Origin of the sequence: Thalassospira sp. GO-4, assembly GCF_023588965.1 — a bacterium.
Lineage (GTDB): Bacteria > Pseudomonadota > Alphaproteobacteria > Rhodospirillales > Thalassospiraceae > Thalassospira > Thalassospira povalilytica.
Window position 1 is genome coordinate 1,426,929 of the sequence record NZ_CP097807.1, and the last position, 17,756, is coordinate 1,444,684.

Here is a 17,756-nt window from a genome sequence, read left to right on the forward strand (position 1 = left end):
GGACCGCATCATGAGCAATCCCGCCAAGATATCACTGCGTAATGTCCACAAGGCATTCGGCCCGAAAAAGGTTCTTCAGGGCGTCGATCTTGACGTTGCCCCGGGGGAATCGGTTGCCATTATCGGCGGATCGGGCACCGGAAAGTCGGTAACGCTGAAATGTGTTCTGGGCCTCCTGACCCCGGACCAGGGATCGATCACGGTCGATGGCATTGAAATGACTAACGCCAGTCAGGCCGAACGCGATGCGATGCTTGCCAAAACCGGGATGCTGTTTCAGGGCGCTGCCCTTTTTGATTCCCTTTCGGTCTGGGAAAATGTGGCCTTTGGCCTGATCGAGGGCCGTGGCATGAAGCCGCGCGATGCGCGCGACGTTGCCATTGCCCGTCTCGAAGATGTCGGACTGGGATCGGACGTCGCCAATATGTCCCCGGCATCGCTTTCGGGCGGCATGCAAAAGCGCGTCGGACTGGCGCGTGCCATCGCGACAGAACCGGAAATCCTGTTCTTTGACGAACCCACGACCGGTATCGATCCGATCATGGGGGATGTGATCAATGATCTGATCGTCAAATGCACCCGCGAACTGGGCGCCAGTGCGATGACCATTACCCATGATATGGCAAGTGCGCGCAAAATTGCCGACCGGGTCGCGATGCTTTATCAGGGCAAGATCATCTGGGATGGCCCTGTTTCGGAAATCGACACTGCCGATAACCCCTATTTGCAACAATTCGTTGCCGGTGATATCGAAGGTCCGCTTGAACTTGATCTCAAGCATCTTTGATCCTGTCGCACGCGACAGCAATCGCCTTTACAGACATTTCTTTTCTTTGATCTGCGGAGCATTCTGTGGCCAAAACCCAAAGCCGTTTCATCTGTCAGAACTGTGGTGCGGAATACCGCAAATGGACCGGTCGTTGTGACGGATGCGGGGAATGGAACAGCATCGAAGAAGAACGCGTCGAAAGCGGCCCCAAGGCAGCAGGCGGCATTGCCGGCGGTGCGAAGGGCAAGACCATCGAATTCGTCGCCCTTGAAGGCGAAAGCGCCAGCCCCAAACGCATCATAAGCGGCATTGCCGAACTTGATCGCGCCTGTGGCGGGGGGCTTGTTCCGGGATCGGCCCTTTTGGTTGGCGGGGATCCGGGGATTGGCAAATCCACCATCCTGCTTCAGGCCGTCGGCGCGATGGCTGCCAAAAACAAATGCGCCTATATCTCGGGCGAGGAAGCGGTCGATCAGGTCCGCATGCGCGCAGCCCGTCTGGGACTTGAAAAATCCAAGGTCGATTTTGCCGCGGCCACCAGTCTGCGTGATATCATCACAACCCTTGAAGCCAGCAGCCATGACGTCGTGGTCATTGACTCGATCCAGACCATGTATGCCGACACCCTTGATAGTGCACCCGGCACCGTATCACAGGTTCGCGCCTGCGCGCTTGAACTGATCCGCCTTGCCAAGCGCAAGGGATTTGCGGTCCTTCTGGTCGGTCACGTCACCAAGGAAGGCCAGATCGCAGGCCCCCGTGTTCTTGAACATATGGTCGATACGGTTCTGTATTTCGAAGGCGAACGCGGCCATCAGTTCCGCATCCTGCGCGCGGTCAAAAACCGTTTTGGCGCGACCGATGAAATCGGTGTGTTTGAAATGGGTGATGCCGGCCTTGTCGAAGTTCCCAACCCGTCTGCGCTTTTCCTTGCCGACCGCGAAGCGCCGGTCAGTGGTACGGCGGTGTTTGCCGGGCTTGAAGGCACCCGCCCGATGCTGGTCGAAATCCAGGCCCTTGTCGCCCAATCGGCCCTTGCGACACCGCGTCGTGCGGTTGTTGGCTGGGATTCTGCACGCATGAACATGATCCTTGCCGTGCTGGATGCGCGGTGCGGCCTGCCGCTTAGTCAGTTTGACGTCTATCTGAACGTTGCCGGTGGTTTGCGGGTTGGTGAACCTGCTGCTGACATGGCGGTTGCTGCCGCCCTGATTTCGGCTGTTGCCGATGCACCGGTTCCGGCCGAAACGGTTATTGTCGGGGAAATCGGGCTTTCGGGTGAAGTGCGCCCGGTCGGGCAGCTCGAATCGCGATTGAAAGAAGCCACCAAACTTGGCTTTGGCAATGCCTATACCCCCAAGAACGGCACCCAGGGCAAGAAGAAGCTGTCGATCAAGGGTCTGAACCAGACTGAAATCGGTCATCTTCAGGATTTGGTAAACCTATTCGGCGACGATGTCCGCGACAAGGTGCGCCCGCGCGAAGGCATGTATTAAACGCACTTTGCGATATGTGACCTGATCCCGAACACACCCGGACCGACTGACTTACAAGGTTTACGAACTGATGGATTTCTCTGCCCTCCCCGATCTTGGCGCACGCGATGTGTTTGACCTGATTGTTGTCGGTATCCTGCTTGTGTCGGGGGTGTTTGCGTTTTTCCGTGGTTTCATCCATGAAATCCTGTCGATGATGGGATGGTTGGGTGCGGGTTTGTGCGCGCTTTATGGCTATCCAATTGCGCGGCCCTATGTCCGTGATCTGATCCCGTCCGAACTGATTGCCGATCTGGCAACCGGGGTTGGTCTTTTTCTGATTACGTTTCTGATTTTCTCGTTCCTGAGCGGCCGCATCGGACGGGCGGTTCAGAATTCCGGACTTGATAGTCTTGATAGCACCCTTGGCTTTGTATTCGGTCTGTTGCGCGGCGCGCTGATCGTTTGTATCGGCTTTTTGGCCCTGTCCTGGCTGCTGCCCGCAGATTCGCAACCCGACTGGGTGCGCGATGCCCGGACCCGCCCGGTTCTGGAAGAAGGCGCGTTCCTTATTATGCGCATGGCTCCTGACGAAATTTTCGATACCACCGCCCAAGAGCTTGAGCGCGCACAGCGTCGGGCCGATGCAAACGAGCAAACCTATCGTCAACTTCTTGGTCCGGAACCAAAAGGGACTGGACCCGCGCCCCTAAACGGGTATACAAGGCCCTCGCGCGATGATTTGGATCGCCTGATCGAGGCGACCACTAACGAGTGAGGCGTGTGGGTTTCGTAAAATTACGTTGTCCGTGCGCCACCGGCGAGAGAGCGGAACCCACTCATGCTGACCACCAATCCATTTGATGACGACAAGCTACGTGAAGAATGTGGCGTCTTTGGCGTTTTTGGTACCCCGGATGCTGCTGCACTGACGGCCCTTGGCCTTCATGCATTGCAACACCGCGGACAGGAAGCCGCCGGTATTGTTTCCTATGACGGCGAAGATTTTCCCGCTCATCGGGCCTCGGGCCAGGTTGGCGATATCTTTGGCTCCGAAGATGTGATCAAAAGCCTTCCCGGCCACCGTGCTGTTGGCCATGTCCGCTATTCGACAGCTGGCGGCAAGGGGCTTCGCAACGTGCAGCCGCTTTTTGCCGATTTCGAATTCGGTGGATTGGCGATTGCCCATAACGGTAACCTGACCAACTCGCTTGCGGTGCGTGATCGTCTGGTCAAGCGCGGTTCGATCTTCCAGTCGACCTCGGATACGGAAACCTTCATTCATCTGATTGCCACCAGCCTGTACGAGAAGATCGTCGATCGTCTGATCGATGCGGTCCGTCAGGTCGAAGGCGCCTATTCGCTGGTCGTCATGACACAAAAGAAACTGATCGGTGTCCGTGACCCGCTTGGTGTTCGTCCGCTGGTTCTGGGCAAGCTCAATGATGCCTATATCCTGTCGTCGGAAACGGTCGGCCTTGATATCGTTGGCGCGGAATTCATCCGCGACGTCGAACCGGGCGAAATCGTCGAAATTACCGAAGACGGCCTGCGGTCGATAAAGCCGTTCAAACCGGTCAAATCGCGCTTCTGCATTTTCGAGCATGTCTATTTCGCCCGCCCCGACAGCATCGTCGAAGGCACAAGCGTCTATGACGTGCGCAAGAATATCGGTCGTGAACTGGCCCGTGAGTCCGCAATCGAAGCCGACGTTGTCGTGCCGATCCCGGATTCCGGTGTTCCGTCCGCATTGGGGTACGCCGAGGAAAGCGGCATTCCGTTCGAACTGGGCATCATCCGTAACCATTATGTCGGCCGTACCTTTATCGAACCGACCGATCAGATCCGCCATCTTGGCGTGAAGCTGAAACATAACGCCAACCCCGGCAAGCTTAAGGGCAAGCGCGTTATTCTGGTCGATGACTCGATCGTGCGTGGTACGACTTCGACCAAGATCGTTGATCTGGTCCGTCAGGCCGGTGCGGCAGAAGTGCATATGCGCATCACAAGCCCGCCCACGACCAACCCGTGCTTCTATGGTGTTGATACCCCGTCCAAAGACAAACTGATGGCGGCAAATCACGACATCGAAAGCATGGCCAAGATCATCGGTGTCGACAGCCTTGCCTTTGTCACCATTGACGGTCTGTATCGTGCGACCGGTCTTCCGGGCCGTGACAATGACAGCCCGGCATTCTGTGATGCGTGCTTTACCGGCGATTATCCGATCCGGCTTACCGATCACAATGCCGAAAACAAGGACCGCAAGCTGAGCCAGCTGGTCGAAAGGCAGTCTGCATGACCGATACAAAGCGCCTTGAAGGACGCGTGGCACTGATTACCGGTGCCTCGCACGGGATCGGTTACGCGGTTGCCAAACGTTTTGCTGCCGAAGGCGCGCAGGTCATTGCGATTGGTCGCAATGTCGGCGCGCTTGAAGAACTCAGCGACGAAATCACCGATGCCGGCGGCAAGATCAGCTTGCTGCCGCTTGATCTGACCATGTTCGAAAAGGTCGATGCCATCGGCCCGACCATTTATGAACGGTTCGGCAAGCTTGATATCGTGGTTGGCAATGCGGGTCTTCTGGGCGAAATCGCCCCGGTCGGCCACATCGATACCCAGGTTTTCGACAATACGGTCGCAACCAACGTTACGTCGAATTTCCGCCTGATCCGCACGGTCGACAAGCTGTTGCAGCTTTCTGATGCCGGGCGCGCGATTTTCGTGACCTCGAACGCCTCGGCCAAGGGTCGTGCCTTCTGGGGGCTTTATGCCGCCACCAAGGCCGCGCTTGAAGCCCTTGTGCTGTCCTATGCCCAGGAGCTTGAGGAAAGCAAGGTCCGCGTCAATCTGATCAATCCCGGTCGTATCCGCACCAAGATGCGTGCAGAAGCCTATCCGGGTGAAGATCCCGAAACGCTGCCCACGCCCGACAGCATCACCGATGTGTTTGTCGATCTGGCAGAGGCCAGCTGCACCAAACATGGCGAAGTGGTCAACGCGTATTAAGCATTCCACATACCGCACCGACAAAGGGCCCCGAACGGGCCCTTTTTTTGTGTTCCTGTTGCGGAATGCAGATTTTCAAAACAATTTTTATGTCCACGACATCAAGCCATTGCGCTTGAGTACCAAGGACCGATAGCATGTGCCCCCAGCAGACACTTATCTGACATAGGGACGCCGATGACACAGGCCTTGAATTTCCGCTTTATTCCATCCTTGGGCACTGTTGCGATTGCCGTTGCCATCGGGGCTGTCATCACCATCAGCACCGTCGATGATGCGCGCGCAACCGACCATAATGGCGCGTCCATTACATTGCCTGAAATGAATGCGGCACGCGGCAAGGACCTGTTTGCCGAACGCGGCTGTGTTGTCTGTCATTCCGTCAACAGTGTAGGCGGTAATATCGGCCCAAGTCTTGATGCGTCGAACATGAATATCGCGCGTGAGCCGTTTGAATTTTTTGCCAGCATGTGGCGCGGGGCCGAGCAGATGCTCCATCTTCAACAGGCCGATCTCGGATATCAGATTGATTTTTCCGGTCAGGACATCGCCGATATTTTTGCCTTTGTTCAGGACGGCGAAATCCAGGAACGCTTTACCGAGGATGACCTGCCCGACCATATCCGTGACATCATTGATAACGGCCCGTCGATCCCGCAAAACTGATCTATAGGGCAGATGCATCAAACCGCATGACGCCCGCCAAAAACGCAGCAAAAAGCCGCCCCTGATGATCAAGGGCGGCTTTGGTCGTTCTGGGACAAGAAATCCGGAAACTAGCGTTTCTTTTTCTTGTTGGCATAGGGGTTGTCACTGCTGCGCAGATAGATACGGATCGGAACGCCCGGCATATCGAAATCTTCGCGCAAACCATTGATCAGATAACGCGTATAGCTTTCGGGCAGTTCGGCCGCCTTGGAGCAGTTGATAAAGAAGCTTGGCGGACGCGATTTCGCCTGGGTCATGTAACGCAGACGGATACGACGCCCGGAAATGACCGGCGGCAAATGGCGTTCGGTGGTTGCTTCAAGCCAGCGGTTCAGCTGTGATGTCGGGATGCGGCGGCTCCAGATATCGTGGATATCAAGAACTGTCGGCATCAGACGATCGGTACCACGCCCGGTCAGCGCCGAGAAGGTCAGGACCGGAATGCCTTTGGCCTGGGCAAAGGACACGTCAAGCTTGTCACGCAGTTCCTGCATGACGCCTGCCTTGTCCTTGATCGCATCCCACTTGTTGACCGCAATGATCAATGCACGGCCTTCTTCAAGCACCATGCGCGCAATCGTCAGATCCTGTTTATCAAGCGTGTTGGTCGCATCAAGCATCAAAACAACGACCTGGGCATAGCGGATCACGCGAAGGGTATCGGCAACCGACAGCTTTTCAACGCGGTCATCAATCTTCTTCTTGCGGCGCATCCCGGCTGTATCGACCAGACGGATCGGACGCCCTTCATAGGACCAGTCGACCGCGATCGAGTCACGGGTCAAACCGGCCTGCGGCCCGGTCATGACACGTTCTTCACCCAGCAACTGGTTCAGAAGGGTCGATTTACCGGCATTCGGGCGGCCGACGATGGCCAGCTGGATTTTGGAGTTATCGCGCGCCCCTTCGACGATCAGTTCGCCATCTTCGTCTTCGTCATCTTCGCTGAATTCGATTTCATAGGACGGGAATACTTCGCCCTCGTCATCGGCAAAGCCATCGGGATCAATCAAATCATCGACATCGTCATCAGCTTCCTGTGCGGCATCTTCCAATGCCTCGATGGCAGCTTCGCGGGCATGTTGCTTGGCAACGCGCTGACGGTGTTTCCATTCGTCCCAATGCGGTTCAAGAATGTCATACAGAAGCTCGATGCCGAGACCATGCTCGGCCGAGATCGGGGCGACATCGCCAAGACCAAGGCCATAGGCCTCGTAAAGGCCGGGATCCTGGTCCTTGCCTTCGTGTTTGTTGGCAATGACGTAAACCGGCTTGTGGCGTTTGCGCAGCCAGTCGGCAAAGTGGTTGTCAAGCGGGGTCAGTCCCGCACGCGCATCGATCAGGAACAGCGCAACATCGCATTCCTCGAACGCTTTTTCACTTTGCTGGCGCATCATGCCTTCGACGGAATCATCGAATGCTTCTTCCAGACCGGCGGTATCGATCACGTCAAAAGACATATCGCCCAGACGTGCCTTGCCATAGCGGCGGTCACGGGTGACCCCGGGCTGATCGTCCACCAGGGCCAGCTTTTTGCCGACCAGACGGTTAAACAGGGTCGACTTCCCGACATTGGGGCGACCGATAATGGCAACTTTAAGCGACATCTGACTTTCAGACTCTCGTTATAAAAGGCGTTATGCGCCGACGGCTTTCACTGCCCTCGGCGCATCGCAAATCCTGCAAGGAAACCTTGCCTAATGTTCGAACTGACTGATCAGCGATATGCGATTAGATCGGCATCCGCAGTCAGGAAGTAAAGGCTGTCACCCGCAACCGAAGGCGGCAATGTGATCGGCCCGGAAAGTTCATCCTTGCCGAGAATGTCACCGCTATAAGGGGAAACAGTCATTACTTCGCCCTGCTCGTTACCTACGATCAACCTGTCACCGACCAGTACCGGACCTGTCCAGACAATCGGCTCTTCCTGGTCTTCGGGATCGACAAAACGTGGCAGAACCGTCACCCATTTAACCTGTCCGGTCTTCCGACGCAAGGCAATCAGATCATTTGTATTGGTTAGCAGGTATACGTAATCGCCGGCCACCCATGGTGACTGGATGCCACCGGCCTCAAGTTCCCAGACGCGATAGCCGGTACGAAGGTCAATCGCAACCGTCAGGCCCGAGTTGCTTGTGGCAATCACAAGGTCATTATCAATCACCGGAAGACCGCGGATATCAGCGATTGCCGAAACGGCATCGGTGCGCCCGGCCCCGGCAAGAGCATCAGACCAGATCACCTGACCGTTTTCCACACGCAGCGCATACATCTCGCCGGTCGAATAGGCCGAAATCACAACGCCCTGATCCACCGCAGGGCTGGCACCACCGATAAAGGCCGCACCTTCGGCCGCACCGCGATGGTTCCAAAGCGTTTCCCCGGTCAAGGCATTGAGCGCGATGGTCTGGTTATCAACAGTGATGGCAAAGACACGACCACCACGGACGGTCGGCGCAGACCGCATCGGGGCGCTGACCTGGGTGCGCCACAGAACCGTGGCACTTGGCGCATCAATGGCAATGATTTCGGCAAAGCCGGTGGTGGCATAGATAATGCCGCCCTCATAGGCCAGACCACCGCCCAGAAGCGTGCTGTCTTCTTCGTCTTCCGGTGCCAGTTCAAGCGACCAGATTCGTTTTCCCGAATTGGCCGCAAAGGCACGGACTTCCGCACTGGCATCAATGGTAAAGATCACGCCACGTGCAATGATTGCCTGATTAAGCAGAAGGTTGTCATCCATCGACCCTTCGCCGATATCAATCGACCAGTCCTGCTTGAGAACATCATTGTCCAGACCGACATGATGCAAGGCATGGCTTGGAATGCCGCCATTCTGAGGCCAGTCGACCATCGGTTCGGGTTCCGGAAGAACAACACGCTGATCAGACAGATCGATATCAGGTTGAACCGTGCTTTGCAGGGCCAGTACCGAAATGCGTTCCCCGGGCAATGGCGGTTCTTCGGTGCCGCCAAGCCAACCCGAACACCCGGCCAAAAGGCCCGTCATCCCCATAACGCACAGAAGTGACTTAATACCGCGTGTGGTCAAAACCGTTTCCCCTGATTCAAGCTGTCATCACGGTGGCCGGGAAACCCGGCCAACCTTGCTGGTCGCAGTTAGGCACCAACGGCCTTGAGAAGTTCACTTGCCCGTGCGCGCATGCCTGACGGTGCTTCGTTATCGTCGGCAATTTCGGTCAGAAGCGGCTTGGCCGCATCGATTTCACCCGCGGCAATATGCAGCAGCGCAATCATTTCGCGCGCCGAGTAATACCAGGTGTTTTCCGGAACCGCGACCGGCTCAAGCCGTGTGATCAGTTCCTGGGCATTGCTTTCATTGGCGCTGTTCATGGCAATCTGAACAACAGCCAGATCACGATAAACCTGGTCAATGTCGGAATTGCCGGCAACCGCTTCAAGTTCGTTCACAGCCGACGGGGTCGCCCCAGCGCGCAAATAAACAGCCGCTTTCTGGAAATGGCCCAATGCAACAAAACCGGCATTGCCTTCTGCGATGATCGCATCAAGCGCCTCAAGGGCCGCATCCTGCTTGTCTTCACCGGCATTTGCCAGTTCAACAGCATTGGCAAGGCGGGTACCATTTTCGATGCTGGTGCTGTGTTCATAGGTTTTCCAGCCTTCACGCCCGGCAACACCCAAAACAATCACAGCAGCAGTGCCGATGACATATTTCCCGTATTTGCGCCACAGCTCTTCTGTGCGTTCGCGCTTCAGGTCTTCTTCGACTTCCTGGAAAATATCAACCACGAAAACGGCTCCAATCCGGTCACAATAAAGCGGGCAACCTGCCCGCTTATCTGAATTAATTCTGGCAAGGATTTAACGCGCCAGCACGCAAGGGGTCAAGTCTGCACAAAGCCAATCCGGGCATTCGGTCGATTATTTTGCCCCATTGCCGTTTTTCAACCCGATCCGGGCGTCTTTGTCAGCCCCATGTTCGGGTAACAAAGACCGAATTTGCGGCAAAAACGCGGCGCGGTTTCGATTTAATCCCCCAAAGCGGTAAGAATTGCCTGCCAGCGCCATTATTCTCACGCATCGGCACGATATCGACGCTCTTGCGCCAATGTGCGCCAATACTTGCCCGCGCGCCAGATCCGGCATATCGCGCAGCAATGCCGGAAAAAGCCCCTGAAAACAAACCCGACACCGCCCATATGACAAAAATGATCCATCCTTTGGGCAATTCGGCACAGTGATTGCTTTGATAAATCCAAGGGAACAGATTTCACACTGTCACCGGTCAAATTTGCCCGGTGGATGGACGGAGACACCATGAAACGTCGTCAAAAGGTTCAAAACCGACAGGATGCCAAGCGCGTCATTCGACAGCGCATACTGGCCGGGTTGTTTGCCACTTTGCTTGGAACCGGGGTATCAGGCTGTAGCACCACCATGTCCGATGTAGTCGGGACCAGCCTGTTTACCGGCGGGGAATGGTATCTTGCCTTTGACGTTGTCAGCATCATCAACACCGACAAAACCCTGATTGACCATATGGTTTCGCTTTCAACCGGTCAGGATTGCTCAACCATCCGCAAAATTGACGGCAAGTCCTATTGCAAAAAGGACCCGGTACCGGAAACGCCGCTTTATTGCTATCGCACCCTGGCCGCCGTCAGTTGCTATCGCACGCCCGATCCCTATAACACAGGGGCACAAACCGTTGACTGGCCGCCGACCCGTTCGCGCAGCCTCTAGGGCATAATTCACTGAATTATCTGGGATAATCAAACCGGTCACAAATAGTGTGAACCGGTTTTTGTCCATTGCAACTTGAGACGCAGGGCAATCCACGCTACCGTGTCATATGGCTGTCATTTTCCGTTCCCGGATTGTAACAGCCGGACGACCACATTGCCGGAGAATCACATGGGAACACTGTTCGATTTGGCAAAATACCGCAAAGCCAAAAGCTTTGTGCATTTTGACCGGTCCGAACTGATGCGGCTCATGAATACCTATTCCCGTCAGGTTGCGAGCGGCGCCTGGCGCGATTATGCGATCGACCATCTGGACGGGATGGCAATGTTTTCGATCTTTCGTTCCACACACGAAACACCGCTTTTCACCGTGATCAAACTGGGCAGCGAACACAAGAATGCCGGCCAGTATCTCGCGCTTCACAGTGGCGAGCGGATCAAACAAAGTTCCGATATCAGCAACGTGCTAGAGGCCATCGAAAAGCGTGCGCGCAAGGTCGTTCCGCTGTTTAAAAACAATTCCTGACACCCTTCTTCATAACAGCGGACAAAGATAAGAACGTGCGTCCTTCTGCCTTGAAGCTGGTCAGACGGCTGATGATTGCGGCCCTGATCGGCATAAGCTTTGCGGCCATCCCCCACCCCGGACAGGCGCGCCAAATGAGCCGCGACTACCAGACCGGCTACTATGCCTATCGGTCCGGTGATTTTGAACAGGCCCATGACTACTGGCGATCGGCCGCGCAAAAGGATGATCCCTATGCGCAATATGCGCTGGGATTGCTGTATTATCGCGGGAATCTTGGCCAACCCGACTATCAGAACGCGGCAAAGTGGTTCAAAAAGGCCGCACGCGCCAATCACGGGGGTGCGATCTATTATATCGGGCTTCTCTATTTTAACGGCCACGGCCTGCATTATGACCAGTTTCGTGCCACCGAATATTTCAAACGTGCGCTGAAAACCGATCCGGGAAACGGCGATGCGGCCTATTTGATCGGCACACAATATTTCCATGGACGCGGCGCACGGCAAAACTTCATCGAAGCCGCCCACTATTTTGAAATCGGCGCCAAGGCCAACAATCACGCCGCCCAGTTCATGTATGGTGCATTGCTTGAACGTGGCTGGGGTGTGCCGCAAAATCTTGCCGATGCCTATTACTGGCTGCGCCGTTCCGCAAACGGGCCAATGACCTTTCCCGAAGGCGCAAACGAGACCGAACCACTTGATCCCCAGTCGGCCATAGACGCACTGGAACCAAGATTAAGCATCGACGAAATTCAGGAGGTCGAAAAACGCCTTGCCGGTGAAGTGCCCTGGTAAGTGATCTGCTTGTGCTTGCCGGCACGACTGACGACACATAAGAAACGGGCACCTGCAAAACAGGTGCCCGTGTGATCCTATTTCGGAAGCTTGTAGGCAATCACATAATCGCCCGGCTTGGTGCCAATCGAACCGTGACCACCGGCAACGATCAGCACATATTGCGTGCCATCATCGGTTTCATAGGTCATCGGTGTTGACTGACCGCCCGCCGGAAGACGGGCTTCCCAAAGCTGATTGCCATTGGTGGCGTCATAGGCACGGAAATAGTTGTCAACCGCGGCCCCAAGGAAGGCAACACCACCCTTGGTCAGGATCGGACCACCAATCCCCGGCACACCGACTTCGAACGGCAAGGGTAGCGGGGTCATGTCTTCGACCGTGCCGTTTTTATGCTTATAGGCGATCTCGCCCGTGCGCAGATCAGCACCGGCCACATAGCCCCACGGCGGTGCCTGACACGGGATACCAAGCGGCGACAGGAACGGCCCCATTTCCACGGCATAAGGGGCACCTTCATTTCGGTTAATGCCCATTTCACTGGCCTTTTCGCTGCCGCGCGGCGGAACGGCATCACGCGGGATCAGGCGCGATGTAAAGGCAAGATAGGTCGGCATGCCGAACATGATCTGGCGTTCGGGATCAACGGCGACACTGCCCCAGTTGAATGTTCCGAAATTGCCGGGATAGACAAGCGTCCCTTCCAGCGACGGCGGCGTATAGCGACCCTCATATTTCAAACCATGGAACGCAATACGACATGCCAGCTGATCAAACAGGGTAATGCCCCACATATCCTTGCCCGTCAGCGGTTCGGGCATGAATGTCAGCCCCGATACCGGTTGGGTCGGTGCTGTGTGATCTTCGGGAATGGCCCCACCCGGTGCCGGCACCTCGGTGACCGGAATGATCGGATCGCCGGTACGACGATCAAGAACATAGATATCGCCCTGTTTGGTCGGACCGACCAGTGCGGGAACGGTTTCCCCGTCTGGTGTCGTGATATCAAGCAAGGCTGGCTGTGATGGCACATCCATGTCCCAAAGATCATGATGCACCGTCTGGCGCACCCACTGCACCTGCCCCGTTTCAAGGCTGAGCGCCACAATCGACGATGAATAGGTTTCCACATTTTCATCGCGGTTCATGCCCAACTGATCGGGAACCTTGTTCCCCAGCGGCACATAGATCATGCCGAGTTTCTCGTCCGCACTTGAAACAGACCAGCTGTTGGGTGAATTGGCGGTATAGGTCTGATCATCCGGGATCGGTTCGGTTTGTTCCGGATTTCCGGAATCCCAGTTCCAGACCAACGCGCCGGTATTGATGTCATATGCGCGAATGACGCCCGATTGCGATTTGGTCGAATAGTTGTCATTCACGGCCCCGCCAATGATGATTTTGCCATCAGCAGCAACCGGCGGCGACGTCGAATAATAATACCCCGCCGGGTTATAGGGCATATTGGTTTCCAGATGCACCGTCCCTTCGTCGCCAAATGACGGGCATACCTCGCCCGTCCGGGCATCAAGCGCAATCAGACGCGCATCCGATGTCGGCAGAAACACCCGTTCGGTACAGGGACCGGTTTCGGTCGTGGCCGGATCCTTGTAATAGGTCACCCCGCGACAGGTCTGATGCTGGCGGTCGGGATTTTCCGGAACACCCGGATCAAATGTCCATTTTTCCTGTCCGGTTTTGGCGTCAATCGCAATCGCCCAGCTATGCGGGGTGCAAAGATAAAGCGTCTCGCCCACCTTAAGCGGGGTCACCTGATAGGTTGTTTCAGGCACATCACTTTCGCGTTTTAAATCGCCGGTCTGATAAACCCATGCCTGTTCGAGTGATGCAACATTTTCGGTCGTGATCTGATCAAGCGGCGAATAACGCTGCCCATACGGGGTACGGCCATATTGATGCCAGTCACCATCGGGGACCGTCCCGCCAAATTGCGGATTTTCCGCCACTACATCCGACGGAAGATTGCCTTCGATTTCGTTGGGATTGTTCAGCATGGAATAGACCGCAACGATCACGGCGATCACGATGCTGCCTTCAAGGACAAAGGAACGCTTCGCATTTGTTTCCGGCGATCCATTGTCCTTTGGCGCAGCAACAAGTGTTTTGCGAAACACCGGCGTTATCAGCCAAAGACCAATCACCACAATCAGCCCGCCACGCGGGGCCAGTTGCCACCAGTCAAACCCGGTTTCCCAAACAGCCCAGGCCAGACTTGCCAATAAAAACGCACCATAAAACGGCAACAAAACCGGTTTACGGGCAAAGGACAAATACGCAGCCAACAGGAATGCCAACCCGGCAAGCGCGTAATACCAACTCCCTCCGACTGCAATCAGCCAGGCACCACCAACAGAAAGTGCCAGACCGATCAGAGCCAGAAGGCCTGATGTCAGAAGATTAATCATGAGATAGCCCTCGGCTGAATGAGTTCGCCAACTGCCACAACAGACAGTGGCCGGACTGCGGGGTTAAAAAGGGGTTTAGGGATAAACGCCTGCGAACCTTACAAGTTCCTTCGCATGACAAAATGCCCGCCATCAGCCGAGAAACGGCGGGTTTGCTTCATAACGCTGCGGTCAGAATTTTAGTGATGGGTCTCGATGATGGTGCCGGTCTTGACGACTTCTGTGATGGTCACGCCCAGATTTTCGTCAACCACGACAAGTTCGCCGCGCGCAACAAGCCGGTTATTGACATAGATATCAACCGGCTCCCCGACCCTGCGATCAAGTTCAAGCACCGCACCGCGGGTCAAACGCATCAATTGCGCAACCTGGATCTGGCTTTTGCCAATCACGGTCGAAACGCGCACCGGCACGTCATAGGCCGCACCGATTTCAGATGCACCATGTCGTGTGGAAAACGGATCTTTGTCGTCATCAGCCATGATTTTCGGGCCATCCAGTCAGGTCGGAAGAATCGGGAACCTTGTATTCTAGAGGTTAGCTTTGAAAAAAGTGTTAGCAAGCCCAATCTCCTAAAAAACAGGTAATTGCAGAAATGTATCGACACAATTTCACTGTAGTTTTTTGTATTATAATCCCCTACACAGATGCCCATTGCCGATCCGCACAGGTCGAAACCACGTGATTCAACAGATGTCAGGAACCAACATGACATATGACCGCCAATGGGTGGCAGACGCCATCAGCATGATCGAAGCTGATTTCAATCGTTCTGCCGATACACATCTGATCCGTCTTGATTTGCCAAAACTTGATGGCATCGGGCTGTATCTGAAAGATGAATCGACCCACCCGTCGGGCAGTCTGAAACACCGTCTGGCGCGGTCGCTGTTTCTGTATGGATTGTGCAATGGCTGGATCACCCGGGACACCCCGATTATCGAGGCATCAAGCGGGTCAACAGCCGTATCAGAGGCCTATTTTGCCCGTCTGCTTGGCTTGCGCTTCATTGCCGTGATGCCGAAATCGACCTCGCAGCAAAAGATCGATCAGATCGCCTTTTATGGCGGCGAAAGTCATCTGGTTGATCACAGTGGCCAGATTTACGAAGAGTCCCAGCGTCTGGCCCGTGAACTTGACGGTCACTACATGGATCAGTTCACCTTTGCCGAGCGGGCAACCGACTGGCGCGGCAACAACAACATCGCCGAAAGCATATTTGACCAACTCAAACGCGAACCCCATCCGGTGCCGCGCTGGGTTGTGGTCGGGGCCGGCACGGGCGGCACATCATCGACCATTGGCCGTTATATCCGGTATGGGCGCACACTGGGCCAAGGGTGCGAGCTCTGCGTCGCCGATCCTGAAAACTCGGTCTTTTATGATGCATATGAAACGGGTGACTGCTCGGTCACCGGAACGACAGGGTCAAGGGTCGAAGGCATTGGCCGCCCGCGCGTCGAACCCAGCTTCAACCCGACCGTGGTTGACCGGATGTATCGCATTCCAGATGCTGCAAGCTTTGCCGCACTTCATTATCTCGAACGGCATCTTGGCCGACGCTGCGGCGGGTCGACAGGCACCAACCTGATTGCAACCCTGTCACTGATCACTGAAATGAAAAAGGCCGGGCAAACCGGATCGGTTGTGACCTTGCTGTGCGATGGCGGGGATCGTTATCGCGACACCTACTACAACCCGGACTGGATCAAGGCGCAGAATATCAATCTCGTCCCATGGATATCGGCCCTTGAACAGTTTGATACGACCGGACTTTTTGAAATGCCACTCGATCACAAGATCGGTTATAGCAAAACCGGATAAGCACACGCTTACAAGCGACATCACATTTCCAAGGCCGGGTTGATTACAAACCCGGCCTTTTGCTTTTGCCCGAACCGGTTCGCCGGTTTCTCACAGTTTCATTGTCTCTCCGTCGGAATGCATCGCACTGAATCAAACGAGGCATGTCATGACAACAGAGAGAATTGGCGGCATAGAGCTTTATATCGAGAATGTGGACCTCGAAAATTCCGGGCGGACACAAAAGGTTTACGGGACGAATTGCGCGGATGATTTCTGGGCTTTGCTGTCAAATGAACGCTCTGCATTTGCCTATGTCGACTATCTTTGGGTGCCACCGGACCTCAAACGCAACACATCCCAAAGCAACCGGGCCCTGTATGCATGGCGCGGAGATACACGAAGCCCCGACGAGATTTTTGGTCATGGCTTTTCACGCCGCGGCACATCCCCGGCAACGCCTGCCATTGTCTATCGCAAAGGCGATCAGGACCTTGCGCATTACACGGCCGTGTGCCTTTCGGGGACGCATGAAATCGGTGCCCTTTTCCCGCCCAAGGTTCCCGGTCAGGCGGAACCGGCTGCCGAAACATGGGTTTATTGTGTACGATTGCAGGGATACTGGTGCCCGACTTATTCGATCCAGCAGAACGTCTTTAACAATGCCGCCAGGTTCGGGGCAACCGAACGCCAGATGGCGCGACAGAACCTTTATGCCCGTGAACTTGCGGTTCTTAATGTCCCCTATAAGGACGTCGTCGCCGCCATACGGGTTCGCCGTGACTGGGCTGGTGCGGGATATGATGCAGGCGGCACTTTTACCTATCTCGAACTCAGAAAGAACCAATGGGCAACAACCGAAAACAAGGCCTTTGCCGACCGCATCGGGAACTGGTTGACGAACAACCACCTGATCAACACCCAAAGGGCGCTGCCTACCCCGTAACTAAAAACATGACTGGTCCGGGCAATGCTGTCCGGACCCGCCAGAAAGAATGTAACACCGGATCAGGATGCGACCAGCGCACCGGATGCAAGGGTGTCTTCAAATCCTTCGACCGATTGCTCATAACCGCTATCGGTCTTGTTTGTACCGACCAGCTTTCCCGATAGGTCTTTGAGACTGGATAAAAGTGTCTGATCACGTGCCTGCTGTTCTTCGGCCTTCTTGCGCAGTTCTGTCTGATTGACAGCAGCCTGCCGTGCGATCCAGGCCGCATCATCCTTGGCAAGTTTTTTAGCCGTCGCCTCGCCGATGATGATCGCGCCGGAAATTTCGCTTTGCGCGACGGACACTTCTTTGCCACCTGTTTCGACCGCGGTGCAGCTTTGTGCGACACGACTGGCAATGGCGCAAAGCTGATCGGTCTGGGTTTCGGTTCGAAAAGATGCAAGATCGGCCTTATACGCCGTCGCATAATCATTGGCCAGATCGCCAAGTGTGCTGCTCATCTCAAGGTCTCCTTTGATAGTGTGGATACACCAGAAGACGGGCAGCCCGGTCACCATG

At 55.4% G+C, this 17,756-nt stretch carries 17 protein-coding genes; 11 read left to right on the top strand and 6 right to left on the bottom strand.

Features of this window, described 5'->3' with window-relative positions:
* The first annotated feature begins 10 nt into the window (after positions 1–10).
* The 6 genes from M9H61_RS06785 (at position 11) to M9H61_RS06810 (ending at position 5,922) form a co-directional block, all read left to right on the top strand.
* Positions 11–787: an ABC transporter ATP-binding protein gene (locus M9H61_RS06785; protein WP_250284088.1), complete on the top strand. Its 777-nt coding sequence runs from the start codon at positions 11–13 to the stop codon at positions 785–787.
* 65 nt (positions 788–852) lie between these two features.
* Positions 853–2,265, top strand: coding sequence for a DNA repair protein RadA (radA, locus tag M9H61_RS06790; RefSeq protein WP_068518617.1), 1,413 nt, complete (start codon positions 853–855; stop codon positions 2,263–2,265).
* 70 nt (positions 2,266–2,335) lie between these two features.
* On the top strand, positions 2,336–3,022 hold the full coding sequence (locus M9H61_RS06795; protein ID WP_068518618.1) for a CvpA family protein: 687 nt from the start codon (positions 2,336–2,338) through the stop codon (positions 3,020–3,022).
* A 63-nt stretch (positions 3,023–3,085) separates the two neighbouring features.
* On the top strand, positions 3,086–4,546 hold the full coding sequence (purF, locus tag M9H61_RS06800) for an amidophosphoribosyltransferase (RefSeq protein ID WP_068518619.1): 1,461 nt from the start codon (positions 3,086–3,088) through the stop codon (positions 4,544–4,546).
* The gene (locus M9H61_RS06805; protein ID WP_101247715.1) at positions 4,543–5,256 is read left to right on the top strand and encodes an SDR family NAD(P)-dependent oxidoreductase; all 714 of its coding nucleotides are present in this window, start codon (positions 4,543–4,545) and stop codon (positions 5,254–5,256) included. Before purF ends, M9H61_RS06805 begins: the two co-directional genes overlap by 4 nt.
* Positions 5,257–5,433: 177 nt before the next feature.
* A complete protein-coding gene (locus M9H61_RS06810) occupies positions 5,434–5,922 on the top strand; it encodes a c-type cytochrome (protein ID WP_233433144.1) in 489 nt (162 codons plus the stop codon).
* A 110-nt stretch (positions 5,923–6,032) separates the two neighbouring features.
* On the opposite strand, the gene der is transcribed toward M9H61_RS06810, so the two are convergent.
* The 3 genes from der to M9H61_RS06825 all read right to left on the bottom strand — a co-directional run bounded on the left by der (position 6,033) and on the right by M9H61_RS06825 (position 9,735).
* A complete protein-coding gene (der, locus tag M9H61_RS06815; RefSeq protein ID WP_068518621.1) occupies positions 6,033–7,571 on the bottom strand; it encodes a ribosome biogenesis GTPase Der in 1,539 nt (512 codons plus the stop codon).
* Between the two features lie 110 nt (positions 7,572–7,681).
* On the bottom strand, positions 7,682–9,016 hold the full coding sequence (locus M9H61_RS06820; RefSeq protein WP_228196610.1) for a PQQ-like beta-propeller repeat protein: 1,335 nt from the start codon (positions 9,014–9,016) through the stop codon (positions 7,682–7,684).
* A gap of 68 nt (positions 9,017–9,084) precedes the next feature.
* Positions 9,085–9,735, bottom strand: a complete 651-nt coding sequence (locus tag M9H61_RS06825; RefSeq protein WP_250284090.1) for a tetratricopeptide repeat protein — start codon at positions 9,733–9,735, stop codon at positions 9,085–9,087.
* Between the two features lie 528 nt (positions 9,736–10,263).
* On the opposite strand from M9H61_RS06825, the gene M9H61_RS06830 reads away from it, so the two are divergent.
* The 3 genes from M9H61_RS06830 to M9H61_RS06840 all read left to right on the top strand — a co-directional run bounded on the left by M9H61_RS06830 (position 10,264) and on the right by M9H61_RS06840 (position 12,017).
* A complete protein-coding gene (locus M9H61_RS06830) occupies positions 10,264–10,689 on the top strand; it encodes a hypothetical protein (RefSeq protein WP_068518624.1) in 426 nt (141 codons plus the stop codon).
* Positions 10,690–10,860: 171 nt separating this feature from the next.
* Positions 10,861–11,217: a DUF2794 domain-containing protein gene (locus tag M9H61_RS06835; RefSeq protein WP_068518625.1), complete on the top strand. Its 357-nt coding sequence runs from the start codon at positions 10,861–10,863 to the stop codon at positions 11,215–11,217.
* 35 nt (positions 11,218–11,252) lie between these two features.
* On the top strand, positions 11,253–12,017 hold the full coding sequence (locus tag M9H61_RS06840) for a tetratricopeptide repeat protein (protein WP_250284092.1): 765 nt from the start codon (positions 11,253–11,255) through the stop codon (positions 12,015–12,017).
* Between the two features lie 77 nt (positions 12,018–12,094).
* Here M9H61_RS06840 and M9H61_RS06845 read toward each other — a convergent pair whose 3' ends face one another.
* Both M9H61_RS06845 and fliN read right to left on the bottom strand, forming a co-directional pair.
* Complete coding sequence (locus M9H61_RS06845; RefSeq protein ID WP_250284094.1) at positions 12,095–14,443, bottom strand: glucose/quinate/shikimate family membrane-bound PQQ-dependent dehydrogenase; 2,349 nt, start codon at positions 14,441–14,443, stop codon at positions 12,095–12,097.
* A 179-nt stretch (positions 14,444–14,622) separates the two neighbouring features.
* Positions 14,623–14,925: a flagellar motor switch protein FliN gene (gene fliN / locus M9H61_RS06850; RefSeq protein WP_068518627.1), complete on the bottom strand. Its 303-nt coding sequence runs from the start codon at positions 14,923–14,925 to the stop codon at positions 14,623–14,625.
* Between the two features lie 226 nt (positions 14,926–15,151).
* On the opposite strand from fliN, the gene M9H61_RS06855 reads away from it, so the two are divergent.
* Both M9H61_RS06855 and M9H61_RS06860 read left to right on the top strand, forming a co-directional pair.
* Positions 15,152–16,267, top strand: a complete 1,116-nt coding sequence (locus M9H61_RS06855) for a PLP-dependent cysteine synthase family protein (protein WP_250284096.1) — start codon at positions 15,152–15,154, stop codon at positions 16,265–16,267.
* Between the two features lie 148 nt (positions 16,268–16,415).
* Positions 16,416–17,192, top strand: coding sequence for an efflux RND transporter permease subunit (locus M9H61_RS06860; RefSeq protein ID WP_250284098.1), 777 nt, complete (start codon positions 16,416–16,418; stop codon positions 17,190–17,192).
* A gap of 62 nt (positions 17,193–17,254) precedes the next feature.
* Here M9H61_RS06860 and M9H61_RS06865 read toward each other — a convergent pair whose 3' ends face one another.
* Entirely contained in the window at positions 17,255–17,698 is a 444-nt protein-coding gene (locus tag M9H61_RS06865; protein WP_114113577.1) for a hypothetical protein, read from the bottom strand.
* Between the last annotated feature and the right edge of the window lie 58 nt (positions 17,699–17,756).

Bases quoted from the DNA above. Each gene is read 5' to 3' on its own strand.
- M9H61_RS06845 (WP_250284094.1), bottom strand. From the start codon at position 14,443: ATGATTAATCTTCTGACATCAGGCCTTCTGGCTCTGATCGGTCTGGCA.
- M9H61_RS06795 (WP_068518618.1), top strand. From the start codon at position 2,336: ATGGATTTCTCTGCCCTCCCCGATCTTGGCGCACGCGATGTGTTTGAC.
- purF (WP_068518619.1), top strand. From the start codon at position 3,086: ATGCTGACCACCAATCCATTTGATGACGACAAGCTACGTGAAGAATGT.
- M9H61_RS06805 (WP_101247715.1), top strand. From the start codon at position 4,543: ATGACCGATACAAAGCGCCTTGAAGGACGCGTGGCACTGATTACCGGT.
- fliN (WP_068518627.1), bottom strand. From the start codon at position 14,925: ATGGCTGATGACGACAAAGATCCGTTTTCCACACGACATGGTGCATCT.
- M9H61_RS06785 (WP_250284088.1), top strand. From the start codon at position 11: ATGAGCAATCCCGCCAAGATATCACTGCGTAATGTCCACAAGGCATTC.
- M9H61_RS06810 (WP_233433144.1), top strand. From the start codon at position 5,434: ATGACACAGGCCTTGAATTTCCGCTTTATTCCATCCTTGGGCACTGTT.
- der (WP_068518621.1), bottom strand. From the start codon at position 7,571: ATGTCGCTTAAAGTTGCCATTATCGGTCGCCCCAATGTCGGGAAGTCG.
- M9H61_RS06830 (WP_068518624.1), top strand. From the start codon at position 10,264: ATGAAACGTCGTCAAAAGGTTCAAAACCGACAGGATGCCAAGCGCGTC.
- M9H61_RS06835 (WP_068518625.1), top strand. From the start codon at position 10,861: ATGGGAACACTGTTCGATTTGGCAAAATACCGCAAAGCCAAAAGCTTT.
- M9H61_RS06865 (WP_114113577.1), bottom strand. From the start codon at position 17,698: ATGAGCAGCACACTTGGCGATCTGGCCAATGATTATGCGACGGCGTAT.
- M9H61_RS06855 (WP_250284096.1), top strand. From the start codon at position 15,152: ATGACATATGACCGCCAATGGGTGGCAGACGCCATCAGCATGATCGAA.
- M9H61_RS06860 (WP_250284098.1), top strand. From the start codon at position 16,416: ATGACAACAGAGAGAATTGGCGGCATAGAGCTTTATATCGAGAATGTG.